The organism is Streptomyces sp. NP-1717, from assembly GCF_022695985.1.
Lineage (GTDB): Bacteria > Actinomycetota > Actinomycetes > Streptomycetales > Streptomycetaceae > Streptomyces.
In genome coordinates, this window is sequence record NZ_JAAPBF010000105.1 from 1 (window position 1) to 23989 (window position 23989).

Sequence of the window (23989 nt, forward strand, 5' to 3'; positions counted from 1 at the left end):
GCCCTCCGGGCTTTCCCTTCGGTCTTACTGTCTTGCGTTTCCGACTCTATCAGAACCTTTCGGCGCCTGATTCCCAGTCAGCGGGTTTGTCTTTCCGGCCCTGCGGCCGTTCCGACGAGTGAGACTTTAGCGGAACCTTTCCCCCGACGCTAATCGGGGTTCGCGTCCCTTCGAACGCGGATTCCTCATTTCGCAAATGCGCACGCAAAAGAGAGCGACCGGATGTCGCACGTTTGCAGTGGTCTTGCGGAATGACCGTCCGGGGATCGACCGGGGTCGATGCTCACGTCGGACAGCTCGGAGAACATTACGTTCGCGTCCGGGGGGTGTCAACTTCGGGTCGTCGGGGTACGGGCGGCGTACGCTGGCACCCATGACCACGCATGCGTGCAACTACAGCTGGCGGGCCGTCTGACGGCGGCCTGCTGATACGTGTGCGATCAACGGCCGCCGCTCTGGCGGCCGTTCGCGTTTCTCCCCCTGTTCGGAGGTTCGGGAGCCCGGTCTCCACCGCGGCGGCTCCGACCAGGAGTGGGACGACAGAGATGACGCGAATCTTCAGCGGGATCAAGCCGACGGGCCATCTGACGCTGGGCAACTACCTCGGAGCCGTACGCAGGTGGGCGGAGGTGGACCAGTACCGGGCGGACGCCCTGTTCAGCATCGTCGACCTGCACGCCCTGACCGTCGAACACGATCCGGCCCGTGTGCGCAGACTCAGCCGGCAGGCCGCGACGCTGCTGCTGGCGGCCGGGCTGGATCCGGCGCGGTGCACGGTGTTCGTTCAGAGTCATGTGGACGAGCACACCCGGCTCTCCTATCTGCTGGAGTGCACGGCGACCGACGGCGAGCTGCGGCGCATGATCCAGTACAAGGAGAAGTCCCTACGTGCCAAGGCCGCCGGGCAGGGTGTGCGGACGTCGCTGCTGACCTATCCGGCGCTGATGGCGGCGGACATCCTCGCGTACCGGACCGACGAGGTGCCGGTCGGTGACGACCAGACGCAGCACGTGGAGCTGACGCGCGACCTGGCCGAGCGTTTCAACCTCCGCTACGGGCCGACGTTCACCGTGCCCAGGGCCACGCGCCCGCCGGTGGCCGCCCGGGTCATGGATCTGCAGGATCCGAGCTCGAAGATGGGGAAGTCGCACGAGTCCGGGGCCGGGATCGTCTATCTGCTGGACGAGACGGACGTGGTGCGCAGGAAGGTGATGCGGGCCGTCACGGACAGCGGGCGCGAGGTCGAGTACGACCCGGTCGGCAGGCCTGGGGTGGCGAATCTGCTGGAGATCCTTGCGGCGTGCGAGGGCGGGAACCCGACTGAGCTGGCCGGTGTATATGAGTCGTACGGCTCACTGAAGCAAGCCACGGCCGAGGCCGTCATCGAGCTGTTGCGGCCGGTCCGGGCGCGGCATGCGGAGCTCGCGGCGGACCCCGGTCATGTGGACCAGGTTCTGAAGGAGGGTGCGGAGCGGGCCAGGGGGATGGCCCGGCCGGTGGTGGATGCCGCCTATGAGGCGATCGGGCTTCTGCCTGCCGGCTGACGGAAGGCGGCGCGGTAGTCGCGCGGGCTGGTGCCGAGGTGGCCGGCGAAGTGCTGGCGCATGGTCACCTCGCTGCCGAAGCCCGTGCGGCCCGCGACCTCGGCCATGGGGAGGTCGGTGCGTTCGAGGAGTTTCTGTGCCGCCGCGAGGCGCTGCGTGATGAGCCAGCGCAGGGGCGTGGTGCCGGTGGTGGCCTGGAAGTGGCGGGCGAAGGAACGGGGGGACATACCCGCGTGGGCGGCGAGGCCGGTGACGGTGAGCGGCCGGTCGAGGTGGTGCAGGGCGTATTCGCGTACGGCGGCGAGGGCGTCCTCGTCGCGGTCGGAGCGGGGCGTGGGCCGCTCGATGAACTGGGCCTGGGTGCCGGTGCGGTAGGGCGCCGTGACCATCGAGCGGGCGATGGTCGCCGCTGTCTCGGCTCCGTGCGTGGTGCGCACGAGGTGGAGGCAGAGGTCGATGCCCGCCGCCGTGCCGGCCGAGGTCCAGATGTTGCTGTCGTGGAGGAAGAGAGCGTCGGGGACGACGGTGACCTGGGGGTGGTGCTCGCGGAGAAGTCCGGTGAGGTTCCAGTGGGTGATGGCGCGGCGGCCGTCGAGGAGGCCGGCCTGGGCGAGGGTGAAGGCGCCGCCGCAGAGTGCGGCGATCGGTGTGCCCCGGCTGTGGGCGCGGCGGAGGGCGTCGAGTACGGGCGCGGGGGCCGGGGTGAGGTGGTCGTCCAGGCCGGGGACGACGATCAGGTCGGCGCGGCTGAGCCAGGTGAGGGTGCGGTCGGGGGTGAGGGTGAGCCCGCCGCGCAGGGCGATGGGCGCGGGGTCGGCGGCCGGGCGGTGGAGATCGAAGGCGGGCACGCCCCGGTCGGTGCGGTCGACGCCCCAGACCTCGGTGATGACCGATACGTCGAAGGCACGGATACCGGGAAAGGCGAGGAGGGCGATGCGTTGGGGAGTGGCGGGTGCGTCGGCCATGGGTGGCAGTAAACCATCGACCGCTGACTTCTGTACCTCTGGAGGAGGGCCGTGCCCGGCGGCAGCATGGGGCCCATGGAGATAGCTGAGAACGCGGCGCTGGTGGTCATCGATGTGCAGCGGGGATTCGAGGAGGTGGAGTACTGGGGTGTGCGGAACAACCCGGAGGCGGACGGCAACATCGCCGCGCTGATCGACACGTGGCAGGCGAGTGGGCGGCCGGTCGTGTTCACCCGGCACGACTCGACCACGCCGGACTCACCGTTGCGGCCGGGGTACGAGGGGAACGGCTTCAAGGAGTACGTCGAGCGGCGGCGAGGGAAGGGCGTGGCCGAATCGGAGCTGCTGGTGGTCAAGAGCGTGAACTCCGCCTTCTACGGCACACCGGATCTGGGTGCGTGGCTGAAGGCGGCGGGGATCGGGCAGCTCGTGGTGGCGGGGATCCAGACCAACATGTGTGCGGAGACCACGACGCGCATGGCCGGGAATCTCGGGTACGAGGTGTTCTTCGCGCTCGACGCGACGTACACCTTCGGCCAGGAGGGGCCGTGGGGGTGGGAGTTGAGCGCGCAGGAGCTGGCGCGGGCGACGGCGGTGTCGCTGCAGGGTGGTGGTTTCGCGAAGGTCGTGACGACGGAGGAGGTGGTGAAGGCGGCGTCCGTCTGACCGTGTGCCGGGGAGCGGCGGTCAGCTGTTGCCGGAGGCGAGTTCGCGGCTGCGGTCGCGGGCCGCTTCGATGGCGGCGATCAGCGCGGCTCGTACGCCGTGGTTCTCCAGTTCGCGGATGGCGCTGATGGTGGTGCCCGCCGGGGAGGTCACGGCCTCACGGAGCTTCACCGGGTGCTCGCCGCTGTCGCGCAGCATGACCGCGGCGCCGATGGCGGCCTGGACGATGAGGTCGTGGGCCTGGGCGCGGGGCAGGCCGAGGAGGATGCCTGCGTCGGTCATCGCCTCGACGAGGAAGTAGAAGTACGCCGGGCCCGAGCCGGAGAGGGCGGTCGCCGCGTCCTGCTGGGACTCGGGGACGCGGGCGGTCTTGCCGACGCCGCCGAAGATCTCTTCGGTGTGGTTGAGGTCGGCGGGGGTGGCGTGGCTGCCGCCGGAGATGACGGACATGCCTTCATCGACGAGGACGGGGGTGTTGGGCATGACACGTACGACGGAGATGCCGGTGGTGAGGCGTTCTTCGATGAACGCCGTGGGGATACCCGCGGCGGCGCTGATGACCAGGCGGTCGGCGGCGACGTGGGGGGCGAGTTCGTCGAGCAGCTTGCCCATGTCCTGGGGCTTCACGGCGAGGATGAGGGTGTCGGCGCGCTTGGCGGCTTCGGCGTTGGTGACGGGTTCGACGCCGTAGCGGTCCCGGAGCTGGGAGGCGCGTTCGGCGCGGCGGGTGGTGACGAGAAGGTCGGCGGCGCGCCAGCCGGCGCGGATCATGCCGCTGAGGAGGGCTTCGCCGATCTTGCCGGTACCGAGCACTGCGATGGTCTTTGTCATGCGGGGTCACCTCGCCGGTGGGGTGGTTCTGGCGCCTGTCGTCCGGATCAGGTCCGAGCCGTCGTACGGAACATGCGGGCCCATCCTCGCACCGGCGACGGGGGTGGGCTCGCGATGTCCGAGTGTCGGAACGGCGTACCGGTTCGGACCGGCCGGACCGGTCGGCCGGGCCTATGCCGTGCGGCGGCGGAGGGTCGCCGCGCCGAGGACGAGGACCAGGACCGCGCAGCCGGCGACGATCACGACGTCACGTACGAAGTCGCCGGTGACGTCGGAGTGGCGCAGGACCTCGTTCATCGCGTCGACGGCGTAGGACATGGGCAGGACGTTCGAGACCGCTTCGAGTACCGGGTGCATGTTCTCGCGTGCGGTGAACAGTCCGCAGAGCAGCAGTTGGGGGAAGATCACCGCCGGCATGAACTGGACCGCCTGGAATTCGGACGAGGCGAAGGCGGAGACGAAGAGTCCGAGTGCCGTGCCGAGCAGGGCGTCGAGGAGTGCGACCAGCAGGAGCAGCCAGGGTGAGCCGATGACGTCCAGGCCGAGGCCCCAGACGGCGAGTCCGGTGGCGAGCAGGGACTGGACGACGGCGAGGGTGCCGAAGGCGAGGGCGTAGCCGGCGATGAGGTCGGCCTTGCCGATGGGCAGGGCGAGGAGGCGTTCGAGTGTGCCGGAGGTGCGCTCGCGGAGGGTGGCGATGGAGGTGACCAGGAACATCGTGATCAGCGGGAAGATGCCGAGGAGTGAGGCGCCGATGGCGTCGAAGGTGCGTTCGTCGGCGTCGAAGACGTAGCGCAGGAGGAAGAGCATCACGCACGGGACGAGGATCATCAGCGCGATGGACCGGGGGTCGTGGCGGAGCTGATTGAGGACTCGGCCCGCGGTGGCCAGGGTCCGGGCGCCGGAGAAGGCGCGGGGCGCGGGGGCCTGTTCCGGGGTCACGGCCGGGTTCGAGGTCGGGGCGGTGGTCACCGGGGGGTCTCCTGGAGTGCGTGGGCGTTGGCCTCGTCGACCAGGTGGAGGAAGGCGTCTTCGACCGTTTCGGAGCCGTTTCGGGCGCGCAGGGCATCGGGGGTGTCGTCGGCCAGGATGTCGCCGTCGCGCATGAGGAGGAGGCGGTGGCAGCGTTCGGCCTCGTCCATCACATGGGAGGAGACGAGGAGACTGGCCGCGCGGTCGGCGGCGATGCGGTGGAAGAGTTCCCACAGGTCGCGGCGGAGTACGGGGTCGAGGCCGACGGTCGGTTCGTCGAGCACGAGGAGTTCGGGCGTGCCGAGCAGGGCGACGGCGAGGGAGACGCGGTTGCGCTGGCCGCCGGAGAGCCGGCCGGCGAGGGCGTCGGCGTGGGACGTGAGGTCGACGTCGGCGATGGCGCGGTGGACGGACTCCTCGCGGGCGTCGCGGTGGGAGCGTCCCGGGTGGAGGATCGCCGCGAAGTAGTCCAGGTTCTGACGGACCGTCAAGTCGTCGTAGACGGAGGGTGCCTGGGTGACATAGCCGATGCGGGAGCGGAGCGCGGCGTCGCCGGCCGGGCGGCCCAGGACGTCCAGGGTGCCGGTGACCTTGGCCTGGGTGCCGACGACGGCGCGCATCAGCGTGGACTTGCCGCAGCCGGAGGGGCCGAGGAGACCGGTGATCCGGCCGGGCGGTACGGCGAAGTCGAGGTCGCGCAGCACGGTGCGTTCGCCTCGTACGACGCGCAGACCGCGGGCGCGGATGGCGGCCTCGGGTTTATTCATCATGCGATGAATAATGCTCCCGCCTCCGCCGCACCGTCAAGGGCGGGGTGCTCAGCCGAACCCCGGGACGCGCGGGAGCAGTTCCGGGCGGCGGGACGCCATCCTCAGCACGCCGACCGTCGAGCGGACGATGCCCTCCTTCACGTATGCCGCCGGGCGGCCGGTGAGGACGCGGTCGCGGGGCGAGTCGTCGGCCCGTACGAACTGGACCAGTCCGTCGCGGCGGCCGAGGCTCAGGCACTGGAGGTGGTACGAGAAGCCGAGCGGTTCGGGCTCCTCGCCCCGCAGGTCGGCGACGATCGCTGTCGCGGCCTGCGAGCCACCGGGAAGGGCGGCGGCGCACCCCATGCGCAGCGAACCGGCGGTGGCGCTGTGTCCGGCGGCCGAGTCCCCGACGGCGTACACGTCCGGGTGCGACACGGACCGCAGCGCCGCGTCGACCTCGACGCGTCCCCCGGCGTCGGTGGCGATCCCGGCGGCGCGCGCCGGTTCGGTGTTGGGGGTCATGGAGGCGGCCCAGACGACGACGTCGGTGTCGATGTCGTCGGGGCCGGAGGCCCCGCGGCCCTCCTCGACCCGTACGCCCCGGGCCGCGAGCGCCGCGCGGACATGGGCGCGGCCCTTGTCCGAGAGCCCCGGTCCGACGACGTCCTTCGTCAGGAGGCCGACGCGCCAGTGGGGGTGGGTCTCGGCGAGTTCGGTGGCCAGTTCGATCCCGGTGAGGCCGCCGCCCACGACGGTCAGGGTGCCGGGACCGTCCTGGAGGCGTTTGTGCAGTTCGGTGGCGGACTCGACGGTGTAGGCCCGGTCGCGGTCGCCGGGTTCGACGGACCGGGTGCGGCTGCCGAGGGCGAGGACGAGCCGGTCGTACGGAAGGACCCGGCCGTCGTCGGTGTGGACCTCGCGGGCACCGGGGTCGAGGACCGCCGCGCGGGAGGCGACGTGGGTGACGCCGGCCGGGCGGAGGAACGGGCCGAGTGCGTGGGTGACGTCGGGGCGTCCGGCGGCGCGTTCGTGCAGCCGGACGCGTTCGGTGAACCGGTCGGCGGGGTCGACGAGGGTGACGTGGGCGTGCGGGGCGAGGCGCAGCGCGCACATGAGTCCCGCGTAGCCCGCGCCGACCACGACGACGCGCTTCTCTCCGGTCTCTGCGGCGGACGGGCCGCGGGGTGACGGGGAGGAGGGGAAGGGCGAGGGAGAGGCGTTGGTGGGTGTCATACAAAGGGGACGACGCGGGGCGCCCGGATGTAACAGTGAGTGCGGTCACAGACTCCCGAGGTCGAGGTGGCGCAGCTTCTCCGGGTTGATCACGGCGTCGACCTCGGTGATCAGCCCACCGTGCACGTTGAACCCGAAGACGGCGCTCTGTCCGCCGACGGGGTCGACCAGCACCACTCCGGGGGAGCCGTTCACCTCCCGTACGAGGGCGTGCATCGTCTCGGGGTCGAAGTCGCGCATGAGGCGCCGGGTGAAGCGGACGACCTTCTCGTCCCCGAGGATGGGCAGTCTGGCCGCCATGACCTTGCCGCCGCCGTCCGAACGCCACACCACCTCGGGGTCGAGGATCTCCAGCAGGCCGTCGAAGTCCCCGCCCAGCACGGCCGACAGGAACGCGTCGACGGCCCGCCGGTGTTCGCCCCGGTCGACGGAGCGGCGGGGTGCCTCGGCCCGTACCCGCTGGCGGGCGCGGGAGGCCAGCTGCCGTACGGAGTCGGGCGTGCGCCCCACCACCTCCGCGATCTCCTTGAACGGCACGGCGAAGACGTCGTGCAGGATGAACGCGGTGCGTTCGGCGGGCGTCAGCCGCTCCAGCACGGTGAGCATGGCGAGCCCGACGGACTCGTCCAGTGTGACCCGGTCCTCGGGTCCGCTCTCGGTGACCACCGGCTCGGGCAGCCACGGCCCGACGTACGACTCGCGGCGGGCGCGCGCGGAGCCGAGCTGGTCGTAACAGAGCCGGCTGACGACGGTCGTCAGATACGCCTTCGGATCGTCCGCCTCACCGTCGGGCAGTTGCTGCCAGCGCAGCCAGGACTCCTGGACGGCGTCCTCGGCGTCGGCGACCGATCCGGTGATGCGGTAGGCGATGCCCCAGAGCCTCTTCCGCTGCCGCTCGAATTCGGCCAGATCGGCCATGAGCCGGTGCTCCTCTCCCTGCCGGTGTCAGGCCCGGGACGAGGGGCCCTGCACGACAGACGACACGGAGGGGCGAAGTGTGACAGTCAGCTCGACCACGTACGTCTCCTCGACCAGCCCGCCCGGAAAGACCTTGAGCAGCTCGGCGCGTTCCCCGGCGAGACATTCCGCCGTGGCGTCGTCGCCGAGCACCCGGAAGAGGGAGTGGCTGCCGAGGTTGGCGAGGTGGGTGTCGAGCGGGACGGTGCGCGTCCAGCGCATTTCGCGCCGTACGCGCGGCAGTCCGTCCGGCGGGCTCTCGGCGCGACGGCCTTCGGAGCTGTGGGCTCCGGCGCCGGCGACCAGGTGCAGCCGTCGTTCCTGTGCGGCGACCCAGGGCACGGCCGGGTCGGCGATGTTCCACCACAGGGCGAGCGCGCCGCCGGGCCGCAGCACCCGCAGGGCCTCGGGCACGGAGCGGGCCGGGTCGGTCCAGTGCCAGGACTGGGCGTACGTCACCAGGTCGACCGACGCGTCCGCGATCGGCAGGGCGTCGCCGAGCGCCCTGACCAGCGGGGTGCCGGGGAGGGTGCGGCGCAGTCGCGCGGCCATGCCTGGGCCCGGTTCGACGGCGGTGACGTCGGCGCCGCGCTCGCGGAGCAGGCGGGTGGCGATGCCGGTCCCGGCGCCGACGTCGAGCACGCGGGAGCCTCGCAGTGAGCGGCCGGACAGTTCCTCGACGGCGTCGAAGAGGACCGGCGGATAGCCGGGCCTGGCGGCGTCGTACTGGCCGGCGACTGCGTCGAAGGAGAGCGCGCGATCGGTCATGGGTCCATCCTGCCGCGTGGTGTGTTCTCGATGGCCGGACGGGTTCGCCGGGTCCGGCGGGCGCTCACGTGCGCCGGGGGCGCTTGCCTCTGCGGGCGGCCGGGTTGCGCGTACGGGCGGTGCGCCGGCGTTCGTACCGGGTGACGGCGGTCTCGTACTCGGTACGGCGCAGTCCCTCCCCCGGTGCCTCGGCCAGCGAGCGCAGGAAGTACGCGGTCAGCGAGCCGATGAAGCCGATCGCCTTGAGGCTGCGCAGCGACTCGTCGCGGGCGGGGTCGGCGGGGCGTTTGGAGAAGCCTTCCCAGGTCTTGCGGAAGGCGATGGCGCTGCACACCGCGAACATCACGATGACGAGGACGCCGGCGAAGGAGCCGGCCTTCGCCATCTCCAGGCCCTCGAAGGCGAAGCGCAGCAGGAGGCACGCGCCGACGGCGGCGGCCAGTGAGCCGGCGGAGACGGCGACACGGCGCGCCGCGTAGCCGCCGCCGCGGGCGAGCCAGGTCGTGCCGAAGAAGCGGATCGGCTCGGGCCGGGGGCCGCCGGTGCCGCCGTCCGCGGGCGGCGTGGCCGCAGCCGCGGCGGTGGTCCCGGTGGCTCCGGCGCTGTCGGGCGCGTTCACGCTCTTGCTCTCGCTCACAGGACGATTATCCCTGTGAGCGAGAGCCCGGCCGGGGCCGGGACCGAGCAGGGAGCGAGCCCCGGCTCAGGCGCAGCGCGGCGCGACGTACCCGTCACTCCCCGTCTTCACATAGGCGTCCGAGACGAATTCGCCGTTGGCGATGTTGTCCCAGATGTTCGACGTCCCGTACGGCCCGGACACGGACTGGCCGGCCTTCTGGCAGTTGATCGGGACCCTCGCGTTGTACGGCAGGACGCGTACCAGCGAGTAGTGCGTACCGGGCCCCGAGCGGACGTTGACGCGGTAACCCGGTGCGATCGGATACCTGACATCGGCCGCGGCGAGAGTCCCCGCCTCCGCGACCTCCGCTGCCTCTCCTACCTCTTCCACAGCCATCGCTGTCCTCCCCCTAGGTGATCTTGTTGAATGTTCACTCTCTGCGACGCGCAGGCTAGCAAGACCCTTCAGCCACAGCCGCACCTTCGACTAGGCTCCGTGAGTCGCGCGCTCGCAGAAGCGACACGGGGGACTCACACATGGAATACGCCGGGAGTTACCGCCTTGAGGCCTGCCTCGGCTCCGGTGGCATGGGCGTGGTGCATCTCGCGCGCTCCGCGTCGGGGCTGCGCCTCGCCGTGAAGGTGGTGCACCAGCAGTACGCGGCGGACCCGGAGTTCAGGGCCCGCTTCCGCCAGGAGGTCGCCGCCGCGCGCCGTGTCAGCGGTGCGTTCACCGCGCCCGTCGTCGACGCGGACCCGGACGCCGAGCGGCCCTGGATGGCCACCTCGTACATCCCGGGCCCGACCCTGGCCGAGCAGGTCAGGAACAACGGGCCCATGGCTCCGGCCGAGTTGCGCCGGCTGACGGCGGGTCTCGCCGAGGCACTGCGGGACATCCACCGGGCGGGCGTCGTCCATCGCGACCTCAAGCCGGGCAACGTACTCCTCACGGACAACGGCCCCAAGGTCATCGACTTCGGCATCTCGCGGCCGGTCGACAGCGATCTGCGCACCGAGACGGGGAAGTTGATCGGCTCGCCGCCGTACATGGCGCCCGAGCAGTTCCAGCGCCCGCGTGAAGTGGGGCCCGCGGCGGACGTGTTCGCGCTGGGCTCGCTGCTGGTGCACGCGGCGACCGGCCGCGGGCCGTTCGACTCGGACAGCCCGTACATCGTCGCCTACCAGGTGGTGCACGACGAGGCGGATCTGGTCGGTCTGCCCGCCGATCTGGCGCCGCTGGTCGGGCGGTGTCTCGCGAAGGACCCGGAGAAACGTCCCACGCCGGACGAGATCATGTCGGAGCTGCGCCCGCCGTCGTACGAGGCGGACGCCTTCATACCGGCTCAACGGCGTTCCGTGGAGCGGTCGTCGACGACGCCGGGCAGGGAGCAGCGCACCCATGTCGGGGCGTACTCGTCGTCCGCGCGCGCGTCCGCGTCGGGTACGGCGACGGGTCCGGCCACGGAGTCGCGCCCGGGTACGGAGCGGGGCGCGCGCCAGGGTAAGGAACGGGAACCGGCAGGGCCGAAGACCGTGGCCGGCCGACGCCGGGTCACCTGGCCGGCGCTCGCGGTCGGCGTGGTCGTGCTCGTGTACGGCGGCCTCTGGGCCGCGCAGGGCTTCGACGACAAGCCGACACCGCCCGGCGGCCCGGCGGGCTCCGGCGCGGCGGAAGCCGCGGGCACGGCCTTCGAGCCGTGGCGGGCCCCGTCCGTCGGCGACGCCGCCGAGCGGGGCGTCACACCGGCGTGTTCGTACACACCGAGCCTCTCCGGTGCCTCGGCGACGCTGCTCTGCTCGACGCGGGGCGTCGCCGCCGCCCGGCTCGACCCCGCCGACGGGCGGGTGATCTGGTCGAAGGGCGCGGGCGCCGAGGGCACGGACGTACCCGTCGTCTCCGGCGGCCTGGTGCACGCCGTCCTCACCACGTCGAACGGCTCGCGGCTGCGGGCGTACGAGAAGGACGACGGCACCGAGGTCTGGAGCAAGGGCCTCACCGTCTACCGGGGCGGCGTCCACCACGCCGACGACTCCGTCCTGCTCGTGAAGGAAGACGGGCAGGTGGAGGCGCTGAACAGCGCGACGGGCAAGGCCCGTTGGGAACACCGGCTGCCCGGACACTCCGATCCCGTCCTCTCCCTCCACAGTGCGGGGACCGGTCATTCCTACGCCGCCGAGCAGTCGGGCGACGGCCGCACCACACTGGTCAGCGCGGTGGAACCGAAGACCGGCCGGCTCGCGTGGCAGCGCCGGCTCGACGGATACCTCACGCCGGTGGCCACCGAGCGCGGCGTCCTGTTCCTCTCCTCGTTCGACCAGGACTCGCTGACGGACGCGGTCGTGCGCCTCGACCCCGCGAGCGGGAACGTGCGCCGTGTCCCGCTGCCCTACGCCCTGCCCCAGGCGCAGCTCACCGTGCGCGACGGCACCGCGTACCTCCTGGCGCGCGGCGGGACCCTGCTGGCCGTCGACACCACCCGCGAGGGCCGGAACGCCGAGCCGCGCTGGGAGTTGGAGACCGATGTCGCCCGCTCGTCCCCGCCCGTCGTGACCGCCGGGAACCGGCTCTACTTCTCCGCCGCCGACGGGCGGCTGATCACGGTCGACACGGCGGACGGCGCGCTGATCGGGCGTACGGAGCCCCGTCTGCTGTCGGGCAAGCTCGCCTACATGGCGTCGCTGCCCGCCCCCGCCGTCGCTCCCGGCCGCGTCTACGCCGGCGCGCCGGACGGGTCCGTCTTCGCCGTGGACAGCGAGGACCCCGGCACCTGGTGACGCGCACCGGGTGCCGGGGTCCTCATGTCCGTGTCCGTCCGGCCGTGCCAGGGGGTGTCAGGGTCAGCCCAGCCGGGAGATGTCCCTGACCGCGCCCTTGTCCGCGCTCGTGGCCATCGCCGCGTACGCGCGCAGCGCCACGGAGACCTTGCGCTCGCGTGCGGCCGGCTCGTACACCCCGTTCAGCTCCTCGCGCCGGACCGCCAACTCGTCGTCCCCGACGAGCAGTTCGATCGAGCGGCCCGGGATGTCGATCCGGACGCGGTCGCCGTCCCGCACCAGCGCGATCGTCCCGCCGGACGCCGCCTCCGGCGAGGCGTGGCCGATCGAGAGGCCCGACGTACCGCCGGAGAAGCGGCCGTCGGTGACCAGGGCGCACGCCTTGCCCAGGCCCCGGCCCTTCAGATACGACGTGGGGTAGAGCATCTCCTGCATGCCGGGGCCGCCGCGCGGGCCCTCGTAACGGATGACGATCACATCGCCCTCCTTGATCTCCTTACGGAGGATCTTCTCGACGGCCTCGTCCTGCGACTCGCAGACGACGGCCGGGCCCTCGAAGGTCCAGATCGACTCGTCCACGCCCGCGGTCTTCACCACACAGCCGTCGACGGCCAGGTTGCCCTTCAGCACGGCGAGTCCGCCGTCCTTCGAGTACGCGTGCTCCACGGAGCGGATGCAGCCGCCCTCGGCGTCGAGGTCGAGCGTGTCCCACCGCTCGGACTGGGAGAAAGCTGTCGCCGAGCGCTTGCAGCCGGGGGCCGCGTGCCACAGCTCCACGGCCTCCTCCGAGGGTGAACCGCCGCGCACGTCCCACGTCTTGAGCCACTCGTCGAGTGAGTCGGAGTGCACCGAGTGCACGCCCTCCTCAAGGAGGCCGCCCCGGTACAGCTCGCCGAGGATGGCGGGGATGCCGCCGGCCCGGTGGATGTCCTCCATGTAGTACGTGCCGCCGGGCGCCACGTTCGGCGCGACCTTCGCCAGGCAGGGGACGCGGCGCGAGACGGCGTCGATCTCGTCCAGGCCGTAGTCGAGACCGCCCTCCTGGGCGGCGGCGAGGAGGTGCAGGATCGTGTTCGTGGAGCCGCCCATGGCGATGTCGAGCGCCATCGCGTTGTCGAACGCCGCGCGGGTGGCGATGCTGCGCGGCAGGACGGTCTCGTCGCCGCCTTCGTAGTAGCGCTTGGTGATGTCGACGACCGTGGCGCCCGCGTTCTCGTACAGCGCCTTGCGCGCGGTGTGCGTGGCGAGGACCGAGCCGTTGCCGGGCAGGGCGAGACCGATGGCCTCGGCGAGGCAGTTCATCGAGTTCGCGGTGAACATGCCGGAACAGGAGCCGCAGGTCGGGCAGGCGTTCTCCTCGATACGGAGCATGTCCTCGTCCGAGACGGACTCGTTCACGGCGTCCGAGATCGCGTTGATCAGGTCCAGCTTGCGGACCGTGCCGTCGACGAGGGTGGCCTTGCCGGCCTCCATCGGACCGCCGGAGACGAAGACCGTGGGGATGTTGAGGCGCATGGCGGCCATCAGCATGCCCGGGGTGATCTTGTCGCAGTTGGAGATGCAGATCAGCGCGTCCGCGCAGTGCGCCTCGACCATGTACTCGACGGAGTCGGCGATCAGATCACGCGAGGGCAGGCTGTAGAGCATGCCTCCGTGGCCCATCGCGATGCCGTCGTCCACGGCGATCGTGTTGAACTCGCGCGGCACGGCGCCCGCGGCGGCGATCGCCTCGGAGACGATCCGGCCGACGGGGGCGAGGTGGGTGTGTCCGGGGACGAACTCCGTGAAGGAGTTGGCCACGGCGACGATCGGCTTGCCGATGTCCTCGCTCGCTACGCCCGACGCCCGCATAAGGGCGCGCGCGCCCGCCATGTTGCGGCCGTGGGTGACAGTGCGGGACCTCAGCTCGGGCATCGTCGCTCGCTCCTTCGGCAGTTCCTCGGTGGGAATGACTTTTTCGAGCCTACGCCCACCGCTCCAAGATCTGGACGGTCGTTCCGGAATGCGGGACGACCGTTCAGCTTTCGGTCGGGCGGTCCGGTGGCGGTCCGCCCCGGTCCGGGCTGGTTCGGACCGCTCGGGCCTCGGCCGCTCGGGCGTCGGCCGCTCAGGCCTCGGTCAGATACCGCTGGAGTGTCGGCGCCACGATCCTGACGATCTCCTCCGTGTCCACGGAGGCCAGCGGCTCCGCCTTGAGCACGTACCGCAGGATCGCGATCCCGATCATGTGGGAGGCGGCCAGCTCGGCGCGGAGGGTGGGGTCCGGTACGTCCAGTTCGACCGCGATCCGCTCCAGCAGCCGCCGCAGCACGAACTTGCGCAGCATGGCCGCCGCGGCCTCGTTCGTCACGGCGGAACGGATGATCGCGAGCAGCGGGGCCCGGGACACCGGGTTCTCCCACACGCTGATGAAGAAGCGCGCGAGCCGCTCGCCGATGCCCTCCTCACCGCCGCTCAGCAGCGCGGGAAGGACCAGCGCCGGTTCGAAGGAGACCTCGATGGCCGCGCCGAAGACCTCGTCCTTCGTACCGAAGTAGTGGTGCACGAGGGCGGGGTCCACGCCGGCCGCCTTCGCGATGCCCCGCACGGACGTCTTGTCGTACCCGCGCTCGGCGAACTCGTTGCGGGCCGCGTCGAGGATCCGCTCGCGGGCGCCGGGGCCGGTGTCCGCGTCCGAGCGTGCGGGGCGGCCACGGCGGCGCGGGGCCGTACCGGTCATGTGCGGCGGATCCGGGGCCGGCCGTGGGACAGGCGGGGCTGCGGGGCCCGGCTCTCCGCCGGGGGCCCGGCGGCGGACGCCGCGCCGGAACCTGCCGACGACGCCAGGTGCAGCCGGGTGAAGGCCAGCGCCTCCGCCAGATCGGCCTCGCGTTCGGCGGAGGACATCGCGCGCCGGGTGTTGACCTCGATCACGACGTGACCGTCGAAGGAGCCGCCGGCCAGCCGTTCGAGCAGTTCGGCGCAGGGCTGGTTGCCGCGTCCCGGCACCAGGTGCTCGTCCTTGGCCGAGCCGTTGCCGTCGGCGAGATGGACGTGGCCCAGCCGGTCGCCCATGCGGTCGACCATGGACATCGCGTCGGCGCGGGCGGTGGCTGTGTGCGACAGGTCGACGGTGAAGTGGCGGTAGTCGTCCTTCGTCACGTCCCAGTCGGGGGCGTACGCGAGCACCTCGCGGTCCCGGTAGCGCCACGGGTACATGTTCTCGACGGCGAAGCGCACGTCCGTCTCGTCGGCCATCCGCCAGATGCCGGAGACGAAGTCGCGGGAGTACTGGCGCTGCCAGCGGAACGGCGGGTGCACGACCACGGTGGAGGCGCCGAGCCGCTCGGCGGCCGACCGCGCCCGCTGGAGCTTGGTCCACGGGTCCGTCGACCAGACACGCTGTGTGATCAGCAGACATGGCGCGTGGATGGCGAGGATCGGCACGTGGTGGTAGTCGGACAGGCGGCGCAGGGCCTCGACGTCCTGGCTGACGGGATCCGTCCAGACCATGACCTCGACGCCGTCGTACCCCAGGCGCCCGGCCATCTCGAAGGCCGTCGCCGTGGACTCCGGATAGACGGAGGCCGTCGACAGGGCGACCTTCGCATCCGGGATGCGTACCACTGGTTCTGCCACGCAGACAGGGTACGGGCACCGGCAGTCGCCTTCGCGGGCATCACAGCGGAAAGTGACGAGAGCAACGGCTCACCCTCTTCAGGAGGACGTCCCCGCGGTGCCTGCTCCGGACGGCCTCCTGAAGAGGCGAACGTCAGACCTCCGTCGTAGGGAGCTGGTCCAGCCGTCGCAGGATCACTCCCTCACGCAGCGCCCACGGACAGATCTCCAGGTCCTCGACACCGAACAGATCCATCGCCGCCTCGGCGACGAGCGCGCCGGCGAGCAGCTGGGACGACCGCCCCTCCGAGACGCCGGGCAGCCCGGCACGCCGCGCGGACGTCATCGTCGCCAGCCTGGGCACCCACTCCTCCAGGGCCTTGCGGCTCAGATCGCGCTGTACGTAGAGCCCCTCGGCGGAGCGGGCCGCCCCGGCGATCCGCGCGAGCTGCCGGAAGGTCTTGGAGGTGGCCACGACATGGTCCGGCTCGCCGAATCGGGCGAACTCGCCGACGGTACGGGCGATCTGGGCCCGTACATGACGGCGCAGCGCGCGTACGTCCTGCGGCTCGGGCGGGTCCCCTGGCAGCCAGGCGGCGGTGAGACGGCCGGCGCCCAGGGGCAGGGAGACCACGGCGTCCGGTTCCTCGTCGATGCCGTAGGCGATCTCCAGCGAGCCGCCGCCGATGTCCAGGACCAGCAGTTTCCCGGCCGACCAGCCGAACCACCGGCGCGCCGCGAGGAAGGTCAGCCGGGCCTCCTCGTCGCCGCTGAGGACCTGGAGGTCGACGTCCGTCTCCTGTTTGACCCTGGCGAGCACCTGGTCGGCGTTGCTCGCCTCGCGCACGGCGGAGGTGGCGAACGACAGCACCGCCTCACAGCCCTTGTCCTCGGCGGCCTGGAGCGCCTCGGCGATCGTCGCCACCAGCCGCTCGACACCGTCGGGCCCGATCGCGCCGTCCGCGTCGAGCAGCTCGGCGAGTCTCAGCTCTGTCTTGTGCGAATGGGCGGGCAGCGGTCGCGCGCCGCGGTGGGCGTCGACCGCCAGCAGGTGGACGGTGTTCGAACCGACGTCGAGAACTCCGAGTCTCATGGGCGAACGCTACTGCGACGACACGCATACGCTGGAGTCGTGCCAAAGACGAAAAAGGCGAAGCCGGGCAAAGCCGGGCGCGCGAAGAAGCAGCACGAGCAGGGTCCGTCCGACGAGAAGGGGCTGGACTTCGCCCGGTCATGGGTCGAGTTCCCCGATCCGGCGGACGACGAACAGGTGTTCCGCTGCGATCTGACCTGGCTCACCTCGCGGTGGACCTGCATCTTCGGCAGCGGCTGCCAGGGCATCGAGGCGGGCCGCGCCGACGACGGCTGCTGCACGCTGGGGGCGCACTTCTCCGACGAGGACGACGAGAAACGCGTCGCCGGGCATGTGAAGCGCCTCACTCCGGAGCTGTGGCAGTTCCACGACGTGGGGGCGGAGAGCGGCTGGACGGAGACGGACGACGACGGCGCCCGCAAGACGCGTCGCTGGGACGGCTCCTGCATCTTCCAGAACCGGCCCGGCTTCGCCGGTGGCGCGGGCTGCTCGCTGCACATCCTGGCGCTGCGCGAGGGCCGCGAGCCGCTGGAGACGAAGCCCGACGTCTGCTGGCAGCTGCCGGTCCGGCGTACGTACGACTGGATCGACCGGCCCGACGAGTCGCGGGTGCTCCAGGTGACGATCGGCGAGTACGACCGGCGGGGCTGGGGCCCCGGCGGGCACGACCTGCACTGGTGGTGCACGTCGGCGACGTCGGCGCACGGCGCCGGCGAGCCGGTGTACCGGACGTACGCGCCCGAGCTGACCGAACTGATGGGCAAGGCGGGGTACGAAGCACTGGCCGAGCTGTGCGAGGCACGGCTGGCGAGCGCGCTGCCGCTCGTCGCCCCGCACCCCGCGGACCCGACTCCGGCGGACTGACACCCGCGTATGAAGGGGCGCGCGCTCACGGCGACGTGGGCGGCGCGTCCGGCCCGCCCGGACCGGGCGGGTCCCCGGGATCGCCGGGCGGGGACGGCGGATCGCTCGGCCGACCGGTGCCGGGGTCCGTCGGGTCGCCCGAGCCCGGCGGCGGGCCGGTGGGGTCGGAGGGGCCCGGATCGGTCGGTTCGCCCGGGTCGCTCGGGCCGGGACCGCCGGTGCCCGGCGGCGTCGAGGACGGCGGCCTGGAGCCGTAACCGCTGATCGCGACCACCGAGCCCGCCGGGGTCAGCCCGATCCGGGCGCGCCAGGGCCCGGACGGCTCGCGGGAGTGGTCCACGTGGACGTGGACGGTGACGGACCTGCCGGGCGCGAGCGTGCCGGAGGTGCGGCTCAGCCGCAGCCACGACGCGCTGGTCCAGGCCGACCAGGAGACGGGCTCGCCGCCGGTCGCGGTGAGCGTGATCCTCGTACGGTCACCGGTCGACTCCGCCGTGACGGCGAGCCGCCCCGAACCCGTGCCGGGGGTGCCGGACGGGGCGCCCGTCCCGTCGCTGATGACCTCGACCGAGACGTCCGGGTCACGGCTGCCGGTGGCGAAGGGGTCACCGGGCCGGTCCTCGGCATTGCCCGCGTTCTCGTAGTTGTCGTAGTCGTCGTACGGATGGGCGCCCTGCGTACCGCGCCGCTCGGCTTCCCCGGCGCTGACCGATGTCCCGCCGTGACCCTCGCCGGTCGGCGGCGCGCCCCGGTACGCCGCCCAGAGGGCGAGCACGGGCGCGGCGACGACGGTCGCCACGACGGTGGTGGTGACGGCCCGCGAGCGCAGCCGGTCCCGGCGGGCGGCGCGGTCCTTGGGATCCATGGGGAAGCCGTCGCGGCCGAAGCGCGGGGTCGTGGCACGGGCGCGCGGGGTGTTCGTCATGGCGGTGTACGCCGCGGCCCGGGGGGCCTCGACGAGCGGCAGGACCGCGGGCGAGGCCGCCCAGGAGGGCACGCCGGAGTGCGTGGGCCGGGCGGCGCGCGCGGCGGCGGCCGAGCCGGGCCAGGGGCCCGCCGCCTCGGCGCGCTCGGCGGCGCGGCGGCAGCGCGGGCAGTCGTCCACGTGCCGGACGAGTTCGCGGCGGAGCGCGGACGAGAGCAGTACCTGGTCGTCGCCGGTGAGACGGGCGACGGCGGGGCAGTTGCCCGTCTCGACGACGGCGAGCGCGGCCCTGGTGCGCTCGACCTCGCAGGCGGCGGAGTTGAGCAGTTCGCGGGCCGGCAGGAGTTGCAGGGACAGGACGGCGGCGATCTCGCGCGCGCCGAGCCGGTGGCGTACGGCGAGTTCGAGGGCCTCGCGCTGCTCGGGGGTCGTGCCGGCGGCCTCGGGCCAGGCCAGCGTGGCGAGTTCACGCCGCCGGCGCTCGGCGACCTCCGGCGGGACGCCGGCCCCCGCGTCGGCCCCGGAATCCCCGCCCGGCTCGCGACGGCGGCCCGAGTGCGCCCCCGGGCGGCTCCCCCGCCGTTCGCCGAGCCGCCGCAGACAGGCCCAGCGGGCCAGCGCGTACAGCCAGGCCCCGCGCCCGCCCGCGTCCGCCGGGCAACGCCCGTAATGGCGCTCGGAGATGGCCAGGACCTCGCCCAACACCTCGGTGGCGGCGTCGTGGTCGCACAGTACGGAGAGGCAGTACGTGAACAGCCCGTCCAGATAGGGCTCGTAGCGCACGGGCGGCCGGCGCGTCTCCGATCGGGGCGCGCGACGGGGCGCACGGTGTGCGCCGGTGGTGTAGGTGGGGGGCTCCAGTCTGCTGCTCGTCACCCGGCGACGGTAGACACGGGAGCGCACGACCCTCCCCACCCTCGCCTACTTTTCATCCATACGGGTGAAACGTCTTCCGTGGCCGTTTCCTGGCACTTTCCTGGCCGTGTCCCGGCCCGCCCTCCTGGCTCCCGACCGGCTCGCCTCCGGGGCCAAGACCGCCGAACCGGCCACCGCGGTAAGGGCTGTCAGTGGTCGCCTATACGGTGGCGCCATGGCTGTCGCCCGTACGAAATCCGCCAAGGACCGGCCGTCCTACCGCTGCACCGACTGCGGTTGGACGACCGTCAAGTGGCTCGGCCGCTGCCCCGAGTGCCAGGCCTGGGGCACGGTCGAGGAGTACGGCGCGCCCGCCGTACGGACGACTGCGGTCGGCCGGGTCAGCACCCCGGCCCTCCCGATCGGCCAGGTCGACGGCCGCACGGCGACGGCGCGCTCGACGGGCGTGGACGAGCTGGACCGCGTCCTCGGCGGCGGGCTCGTGCCGGGTGCCGTCGTGCTGGTGGCCGGTGAACCGGGCGTCGGCAAGTCCACGCTGCTCCTGGACGTCGCGGCGAAGGCGGCCGGCTCCGAGCACCGCACGCTGTATGTGACGGGCGAGGAGTCGGCGAGCCAGGTGCGGCTGCGCGCGGACCGCATCAAGGCCATCGACGACCATCTCTATCTCGCGGCCGAGACGGATCTCTCGGCCGTCCTCGGGCATCTCGACGCGGTCAAGCCGTCGCTGCTCGTCCTCGACTCCGTACAGACGGTGGCGTCGCCGGAGATCGACGGCGCGCCCGGCGGCATGGCCCAGGTCAGGGAGGTCGCGGGCGCGCTCATCCGGGCCTCCAAGGAGCGGGGCATGTCCACGCTGCTCGTCGGCCATGTCACCAAGGACGGCGCGATCGCGGGCCCCCGGCTGCTCGAACACCTGGTGGACGTGGTGCTGTCCTTCGAGGGCGACCGCCACGCGCGGCTGCGGCTGGTCCGGGGCGTCAAGAACAGGTACGGCACGACGGACGAGGTCGGCTGCTTCGAACTGCACGACGAGGGCATCACGGGCCTCGCCGACCCCTCCGGTCTCTTCCTCACCCGCCGGGACCAGCCCGTCCCCGGCACCTGTCTGACGGTCACGCTCGAAGGCCGCCGCCCGCTCGTGGCCGAGGTGCAGGCGCTGACGGTCGACTCGCAGATCCCCTCCCCCCGGCGCACCACGTCCGGCCTGGAGACCTCCCGCGTCTCGATGATGCTGGCCGTCCTGGAGCAACGCGGCCGGATCAGCGCCCTGGGCAAGCGCGACATCTACAGCGCGACGGTCGGCGGTGTGAAGCTGTCCGAGCCGGCCGCGGACCTGGCGATCGCGCTCGCCCTGGCCTCGGCGGCGAGCGACACCCCGCTGCCGACGAATCTGGTCGCGATCGGCGAGGTGGGCCTCGCGGGCGAGGTCAGAAGGGTCACGGGCGTCCAGCGCAGACTGGCCGAGGCGCACCGTCTGGGCTTCACCCACGCCCTCGTCCCGACCGATCCGGGGAAGATCCCGGCCGGGATGAAGGTCACGGAAGTCGCCGACATGGGGGCGGCTCTGAGCGTGCTTCCGCGCCGGGGTCGGACGGAGGCCCCACGGGACGGCGGGGACCGCCGGTAGACTTTGCCCTGGTCTCGCCCATCCGTACGAGCCGGAGGAGTGCAGTGGCAGCCAACGACCGGGCAGCAGCACCCGGAAAGTCCGGTGGTGGCTCCGGTGGATCCGGCACCGAAGCGCTGATGCGCGCCTCACTGAGCGCCGTGGCGCCCGGCATGGCGCTGCGTGACGGCCTGGAGCGGATCCTCCGGGGGAACACCGGCGGTCTCATCGTCCTGGGTATGGACAAGACCGTCGAGACGATGTGCACGGGCGGCTTCGTGCTGGACGTGGAGTTCACCGCCACGAGGCTCCGCGAGCTGTGCAAGCTCGACGGCGCGCTCATCCTCGACAAAGACATCACCAAGATTCTGCGGGCCGGCGTCCAGCTCGTCCCCGACGCCTCCATCCCGACCGAGGAGACCGGCACCCGCCACCGCACGGCGGACCGGGTGTCCAAGCAGTGCGGGTTCCCGGTCATCTCCGTGTCCCAGTCGATGCGGCTGATCGCGCTGTACGTGGACGGCGAGCGCCGGGTCCTGGAGGAGTCGGCCGCGATCCTGTCGCGCGCCAACCAGGCCCTCGCGACCCTGGAGCGGTACAAGCTCCGGCTGGACGAGGTCGCGGGCACGCTCTCCGCGCTGGAGATCGAGGACCTGGTGACGGTCCGGGACGTGACGGCGGTGTCGCAGCGCCTGGAGATGGTGCGCAGGATCGCCACGGAGATCGCGGAGTACGTGGTCGAGTTGGGCACCGACGGGCGGCTTCTCTCCCTCCAGCTCGACGAGTTGATCGCGGGTGTCGAGCCCGAGCGGGAACTGGTCGTGCGGGACTACGTGCCCGAGCCGACGGCGAAGCGGTCCCGTACGGTCGCCGAGGCGATGACCGAGCTGGACGCGCTCTCCCACACCGAGCTGCTGGAACTGCCCGTCGTGGCCCGCGCGTTGGGCTACAGCGGTTCACCCGAGACGCTGGACTCGGCGGTCTCGCCACGCGGCTACCGGCTGCTGGCCAAGGTGCCGCGCCTGCCGGGCGCCATCATCGAGCGGCTGGTCGAGCACTTCGGCGGGCTCCAGAAGCTGCTGGCGGCGAGCGTCGACGACCTGCAGACGGTGGACGGCGTGGGCGAGGCGCGGGCCCGCAGCGTGCGCGAGGGCCTGTCGCGGCTGGCGGAGTCGTCGATCCTGGAGCGGTACGTCTGAGGTACGGGGCGGGTCCTCGTACGGAGAAGGGCGGCACCACCGCGGACGCGGTGGTGCCGCCCTTCCGCGTACGCGTCAGTCCTTGTCCAGGCGGATCGACGTCTGGCCCTGCTTCACGGTCGCGCGCGGCGCCGCCGCCTCCACCAGGTAGGTGCCCGGTTCGGCCTTGCCCGGCGGGGGTGTGGCGCACTGCGGGGCGCTCTGCGTGAGGTCCCAGACGAGCGTCCGCGTGACGGTCCCGCCCGCGGGCACCTTCAGCAGCAGCTGACCGATCTTGGGGCAGTCCTTGGAGGACCAGATCTCGTCGCTCTCGGCGTCGGTGACGGTCAGCACCACGGACTTCGGCCCGAGGTCCGCCTTGCAGTCCTTGGACGACCCGTTGGTGGCGACGATCCTGAACGTGGGCTTCTCGCCCGGCTCGTAGGCGACCTTCCGGCTCTCCAGCTTCAGGGTCAGCGCGCTCGGCGCGCAGTCGGGGAGGCTGGAGCCGACCGGGACCTGCTCGCCCGTGCTGCCGCCGCTCGCGCCGTCACCACCGCTGCCGGCGCTGCCGCCGCCGTTCGCGGAGCCGCCCGAGCCGGCGGAACCGCCCGTACCACCACCGCCGGTGTCACCGCCGCCGTCCGCGCCCGCGTCCGAACCGCCCTGGTCGCCGCCGCCGTTGCCGCCGTTCTCGCCCGACTCGTCGCGTCCGCCCGGCTGTTCACTTATCGCGGGTCCGGATCCGGACGGCCCCGGAGTGATGGAGGGAGCGGGGCCTTCCCCGTTGGCGCCGTCGTCGCGCTTCTTCCCGCCGCCGTCACCACCGGATGTGACGACCCATACGACGAGCAACGCGAGCAGCGCGATCAGAGTCGCCGCTACTGCCCTCCGTCGCCAGTAGATGGAGGAGGGAAGCGGCCCGACCGGATTGCGCATAGATCCCACGACCCGAACTCTACGAGAGTTCGGGGCCAACTCCCGCCCCACATGCCGCTCGTCCCACAAGTTTTACGGATCATCATCACGCTACGACCGCCTGTGTGCCCCTACTTGTCACTTTCGTCATGAGTTCGGCCGCCGATGGCGAGATGCGCGAGCCGGAGCGAGGGAGGTACGGTCCGTAACCATGGACCCCTCCGTCACCAGCGGCCTTTACCGCGACATTACTGATCTCGCCCAGCAATCGCCTTCCTGGGTAGGGCACTTCGTCGAAATAGGGACGGAGGCCGTGATCCTGATCTTCGGAGCTCTCTTCGTCGTCAGCTGGTGGCGCACCCGGTCCGCGGACTCACGGACCATGGCGGTGGCGGTAGTTGGGCCGCTGGCGACGGCCGTCGCGTACGTGTGCAGCGAACTGTTCAAGAGCGCCGTACAGGAGGACCGGCCGTGCCGCGCGGTCGCCGGGGCGGCGACGTCGCTGGCGACCTGTCCGCCGGTCGGCGACTGGTCGTTCCCCAGCAACCACTCGACCATCGCCGGGGCGGCCGCGATCGCCCTCGCCATCGCCTGGCGGAAGATCGCGCTCCTCACCCTCCCGCTGGCGCTCTTCGCCGCCTTCTCGCGGGTGTTCGTCGGCGTGCACTATCCGCACGACGTGGCGGTGGGGCTGGTGCTCGGCGGGCTGGTCGCCACGCTCGTCGTCCTGGCGCTGACACGGCCCGCGCGGGCGCTGATCGAGACGATGCGGACGAGCCGTACGGGTGTGGTGGTCTGGTTCGCGGGGCCGGGACCGGCCGTCCGACCGGACACCGGGCCGGGATCGGTCC

Annotated in this window: 22 protein-coding genes; 7 read left to right on the plus strand and 15 right to left on the minus strand. The window is 72.0% G+C overall.

Annotation, left to right across the window (positions count from 1 at the left end; genetic code table 11):
- The first annotated feature begins 545 nt into the window (after positions 1 to 545).
- Positions 546 to 1544 carry a tryptophan--tRNA ligase gene (trpS, locus tag GXP76_RS20790; RefSeq protein WP_242573073.1) on the plus strand — a complete coding sequence of 333 codons (999 nt, stop codon included), beginning with the start codon at positions 546 to 548 and terminating at the stop codon, positions 1542 to 1544.
- On the opposite strand, the gene GXP76_RS20795 is transcribed toward trpS, so the two are convergent.
- Entirely contained in the window at positions 1511 to 2509 is a 999-nt protein-coding gene (locus tag GXP76_RS20795) for a GlxA family transcriptional regulator (RefSeq protein WP_242573074.1), read from the minus strand. The two genes, trpS and GXP76_RS20795, sit on opposite strands and share 34 nt — an antisense overlap.
- Positions 2510 to 2584: 75 nt before the next feature.
- Between GXP76_RS20795 and GXP76_RS20800 the strand changes: the two genes are divergently transcribed.
- Positions 2585 to 3175: a cysteine hydrolase family protein gene (locus tag GXP76_RS20800; protein WP_242573075.1), complete on the plus strand. Its 591-nt coding sequence runs from the start codon at positions 2585 to 2587 to the stop codon at positions 3173 to 3175.
- Positions 3176 to 3196: 21 nt separating this feature from the next.
- Here the strand turns inward: GXP76_RS20800 and proC are convergent, their stop codons facing one another.
- The 8 genes from proC to GXP76_RS20840 form a co-directional block, all read right to left on the minus strand.
- Entirely contained in the window at positions 3197 to 4006 is an 810-nt protein-coding gene (gene proC / locus GXP76_RS20805) for a pyrroline-5-carboxylate reductase (protein WP_242573076.1), read from the minus strand.
- Positions 4007 to 4177: 171 nt separating this feature from the next.
- Entirely contained in the window at positions 4178 to 4978 is an 801-nt protein-coding gene (locus GXP76_RS20810) for an ABC transporter permease (RefSeq protein ID WP_374361866.1), read from the minus strand.
- Positions 4975 to 5748 carry an ABC transporter ATP-binding protein gene (locus GXP76_RS20815; RefSeq protein ID WP_242573077.1) on the minus strand — a complete coding sequence of 258 codons (774 nt, stop codon included), beginning with the start codon at positions 5746 to 5748 and terminating at the stop codon, positions 4975 to 4977. Before GXP76_RS20815 ends, GXP76_RS20810 begins: the two co-directional genes overlap by 4 nt.
- 48 nt (positions 5749 to 5796) lie before the next feature.
- On the minus strand, positions 5797 to 6963 hold the full coding sequence (locus tag GXP76_RS20820) for an NAD(P)/FAD-dependent oxidoreductase (protein ID WP_277993635.1): 1167 nt from the start codon (positions 6961 to 6963) through the stop codon (positions 5797 to 5799).
- Positions 6964 to 7008: 45 nt separating this feature from the next.
- The gene (gene sigJ, locus GXP76_RS20825) at positions 7009 to 7881 is read right to left on the minus strand and encodes an RNA polymerase sigma factor SigJ (protein WP_242573078.1); all 873 of its coding nucleotides are present in this window, start codon (positions 7879 to 7881) and stop codon (positions 7009 to 7011) included.
- Positions 7882 to 7908: 27 nt separating this feature from the next.
- Positions 7909 to 8688 (minus strand): class I SAM-dependent methyltransferase, encoded by a 780-nt coding sequence (locus tag GXP76_RS20830; RefSeq protein ID WP_242573079.1) that lies wholly within the window; start codon positions 8686 to 8688, stop codon positions 7909 to 7911.
- A gap of 64 nt (positions 8689 to 8752) precedes the next feature.
- A complete protein-coding gene (locus GXP76_RS20835; protein ID WP_374361878.1) occupies positions 8753 to 9307 on the minus strand; it encodes a hypothetical protein in 555 nt (184 codons plus the stop codon).
- An 84-nt stretch (positions 9308 to 9391) separates the two neighbouring features.
- Positions 9392 to 9703 carry a peptidase gene (locus GXP76_RS20840; protein WP_242573080.1) on the minus strand — a complete coding sequence of 104 codons (312 nt, stop codon included), beginning with the start codon at positions 9701 to 9703 and terminating at the stop codon, positions 9392 to 9394.
- 140 nt (positions 9704 to 9843) lie between these two features.
- On the opposite strand from GXP76_RS20840, the gene GXP76_RS20845 reads away from it, so the two are divergent.
- Positions 9844 to 12081, plus strand: a complete 2238-nt coding sequence (locus GXP76_RS20845) for a PQQ-binding-like beta-propeller repeat protein (protein ID WP_242573081.1) — start codon at positions 9844 to 9846, stop codon at positions 12079 to 12081.
- Between the two features lie 63 nt (positions 12082 to 12144).
- On the opposite strand, the gene ilvD is transcribed toward GXP76_RS20845, so the two are convergent.
- From ilvD to GXP76_RS20865, 4 genes are all read right to left on the minus strand, one after another.
- Positions 12145 to 13995, minus strand: a complete 1851-nt coding sequence (ilvD, locus tag GXP76_RS20850; RefSeq protein ID WP_242573082.1) for a dihydroxy-acid dehydratase — start codon at positions 13993 to 13995, stop codon at positions 12145 to 12147.
- A gap of 193 nt (positions 13996 to 14188) precedes the next feature.
- Complete coding sequence (locus GXP76_RS20855; protein WP_242573083.1) at positions 14189 to 14800, minus strand: TetR family transcriptional regulator; 612 nt, start codon at positions 14798 to 14800, stop codon at positions 14189 to 14191.
- On the minus strand, positions 14797 to 15699 hold the full coding sequence (locus GXP76_RS20860; protein WP_242573084.1) for a sugar phosphate isomerase/epimerase: 903 nt from the start codon (positions 15697 to 15699) through the stop codon (positions 14797 to 14799). The genes GXP76_RS20855 and GXP76_RS20860 overlap by 4 nt, the downstream gene beginning before the upstream one ends.
- 133 nt (positions 15700 to 15832) lie before the next feature.
- On the minus strand, positions 15833 to 16771 hold the full coding sequence (locus tag GXP76_RS20865) for a Ppx/GppA phosphatase family protein (RefSeq protein WP_242573085.1): 939 nt from the start codon (positions 16769 to 16771) through the stop codon (positions 15833 to 15835).
- Between the two features lie 39 nt (positions 16772 to 16810).
- Here GXP76_RS20865 and GXP76_RS20870 point away from each other — a divergent pair, with 39 nt between their 5' ends.
- Positions 16811 to 17635, plus strand: a complete 825-nt coding sequence (locus GXP76_RS20870; RefSeq protein WP_242573086.1) for a hypothetical protein — start codon at positions 16811 to 16813, stop codon at positions 17633 to 17635.
- 25 nt (positions 17636 to 17660) lie between these two features.
- Here the strand turns inward: GXP76_RS20870 and GXP76_RS20875 are convergent, their stop codons facing one another.
- On the minus strand, positions 17661 to 19436 hold the full coding sequence (locus tag GXP76_RS20875) for a hypothetical protein (protein WP_242573087.1): 1776 nt from the start codon (positions 19434 to 19436) through the stop codon (positions 17661 to 17663).
- Between the two features lie 214 nt (positions 19437 to 19650).
- Here GXP76_RS20875 and radA point away from each other — a divergent pair, with 214 nt between their 5' ends.
- Together radA and disA are read left to right on the plus strand one after the other, a co-directional pair.
- Positions 19651 to 21063 carry a DNA repair protein RadA gene (gene radA / locus GXP76_RS20880; protein ID WP_242573088.1) on the plus strand — a complete coding sequence of 471 codons (1413 nt, stop codon included), beginning with the start codon at positions 19651 to 19653 and terminating at the stop codon, positions 21061 to 21063.
- 44 nt (positions 21064 to 21107) lie between these two features.
- Complete coding sequence (gene disA, locus GXP76_RS20885) at positions 21108 to 22241, plus strand: DNA integrity scanning diadenylate cyclase DisA (RefSeq protein ID WP_078075735.1); 1134 nt, start codon at positions 21108 to 21110, stop codon at positions 22239 to 22241.
- A gap of 75 nt (positions 22242 to 22316) precedes the next feature.
- Here the strand turns inward: disA and GXP76_RS20890 are convergent, their stop codons facing one another.
- Entirely contained in the window at positions 22317 to 23168 is an 852-nt protein-coding gene (locus GXP76_RS20890; RefSeq protein WP_242573089.1) for a hypothetical protein, read from the minus strand.
- Positions 23169 to 23349: 181 nt separating this feature from the next.
- On the opposite strand from GXP76_RS20890, the gene GXP76_RS20895 reads away from it, so the two are divergent.
- Positions 23350 to 23989, plus strand: a 640-nt coding sequence (locus GXP76_RS20895) for a phosphatase PAP2 family protein (protein WP_242573090.1), incomplete at its 3' end; no start/stop codon positions are given.

Excerpts from the sequence above, each read along its gene's own strand:
- ilvD (WP_242573082.1), bottom strand. The coding sequence starts at position 13,995 with ATGCCCGAGCTGAGGTCCCGCACTGTCACCCACGGCCGCAACATGGCG.
- GXP76_RS20795 (WP_242573074.1), bottom strand. The coding sequence starts at position 2,509 with ATGGCCGACGCACCCGCCACTCCCCAACGCATCGCCCTCCTCGCCTTT.
- GXP76_RS20845 (WP_242573081.1), top strand. The coding sequence starts at position 9,844 with ATGGAATACGCCGGGAGTTACCGCCTTGAGGCCTGCCTCGGCTCCGGT.
- GXP76_RS20820 (WP_277993635.1), bottom strand. The coding sequence starts at position 6,963 with ATGACACCCACCAACGCCTCTCCCTCGCCCTTCCCCTCCTCCCCGTCA.
- GXP76_RS20815 (WP_242573077.1), bottom strand. The coding sequence starts at position 5,748 with ATGATGAATAAACCCGAGGCCGCCATCCGCGCCCGCGGTCTGCGCGTC.
- GXP76_RS20865 (WP_242573085.1), bottom strand. The coding sequence starts at position 16,771 with ATGAGACTCGGAGTTCTCGACGTCGGTTCGAACACCGTCCACCTGCTG.
- radA (WP_242573088.1), top strand. The coding sequence starts at position 19,651 with ATGGCTGTCGCCCGTACGAAATCCGCCAAGGACCGGCCGTCCTACCGC.
- GXP76_RS20800 (WP_242573075.1), top strand. The coding sequence starts at position 2,585 with ATGGAGATAGCTGAGAACGCGGCGCTGGTGGTCATCGATGTGCAGCGG.
- sigJ (WP_242573078.1), bottom strand. The coding sequence starts at position 7,881 with ATGGCCGATCTGGCCGAATTCGAGCGGCAGCGGAAGAGGCTCTGGGGC.
- GXP76_RS20840 (WP_242573080.1), bottom strand. The coding sequence starts at position 9,703 with ATGGCTGTGGAAGAGGTAGGAGAGGCAGCGGAGGTCGCGGAGGCGGGG.
- GXP76_RS20830 (WP_242573079.1), bottom strand. The coding sequence starts at position 8,688 with ATGACCGATCGCGCGCTCTCCTTCGACGCAGTCGCCGGCCAGTACGAC.
- proC (WP_242573076.1), bottom strand. The coding sequence starts at position 4,006 with ATGACAAAGACCATCGCAGTGCTCGGTACCGGCAAGATCGGCGAAGCC.
- GXP76_RS20855 (WP_242573083.1), bottom strand. The coding sequence starts at position 14,800 with ATGACCGGTACGGCCCCGCGCCGCCGTGGCCGCCCCGCACGCTCGGAC.
- trpS (WP_242573073.1), top strand. The coding sequence starts at position 546 with ATGACGCGAATCTTCAGCGGGATCAAGCCGACGGGCCATCTGACGCTG.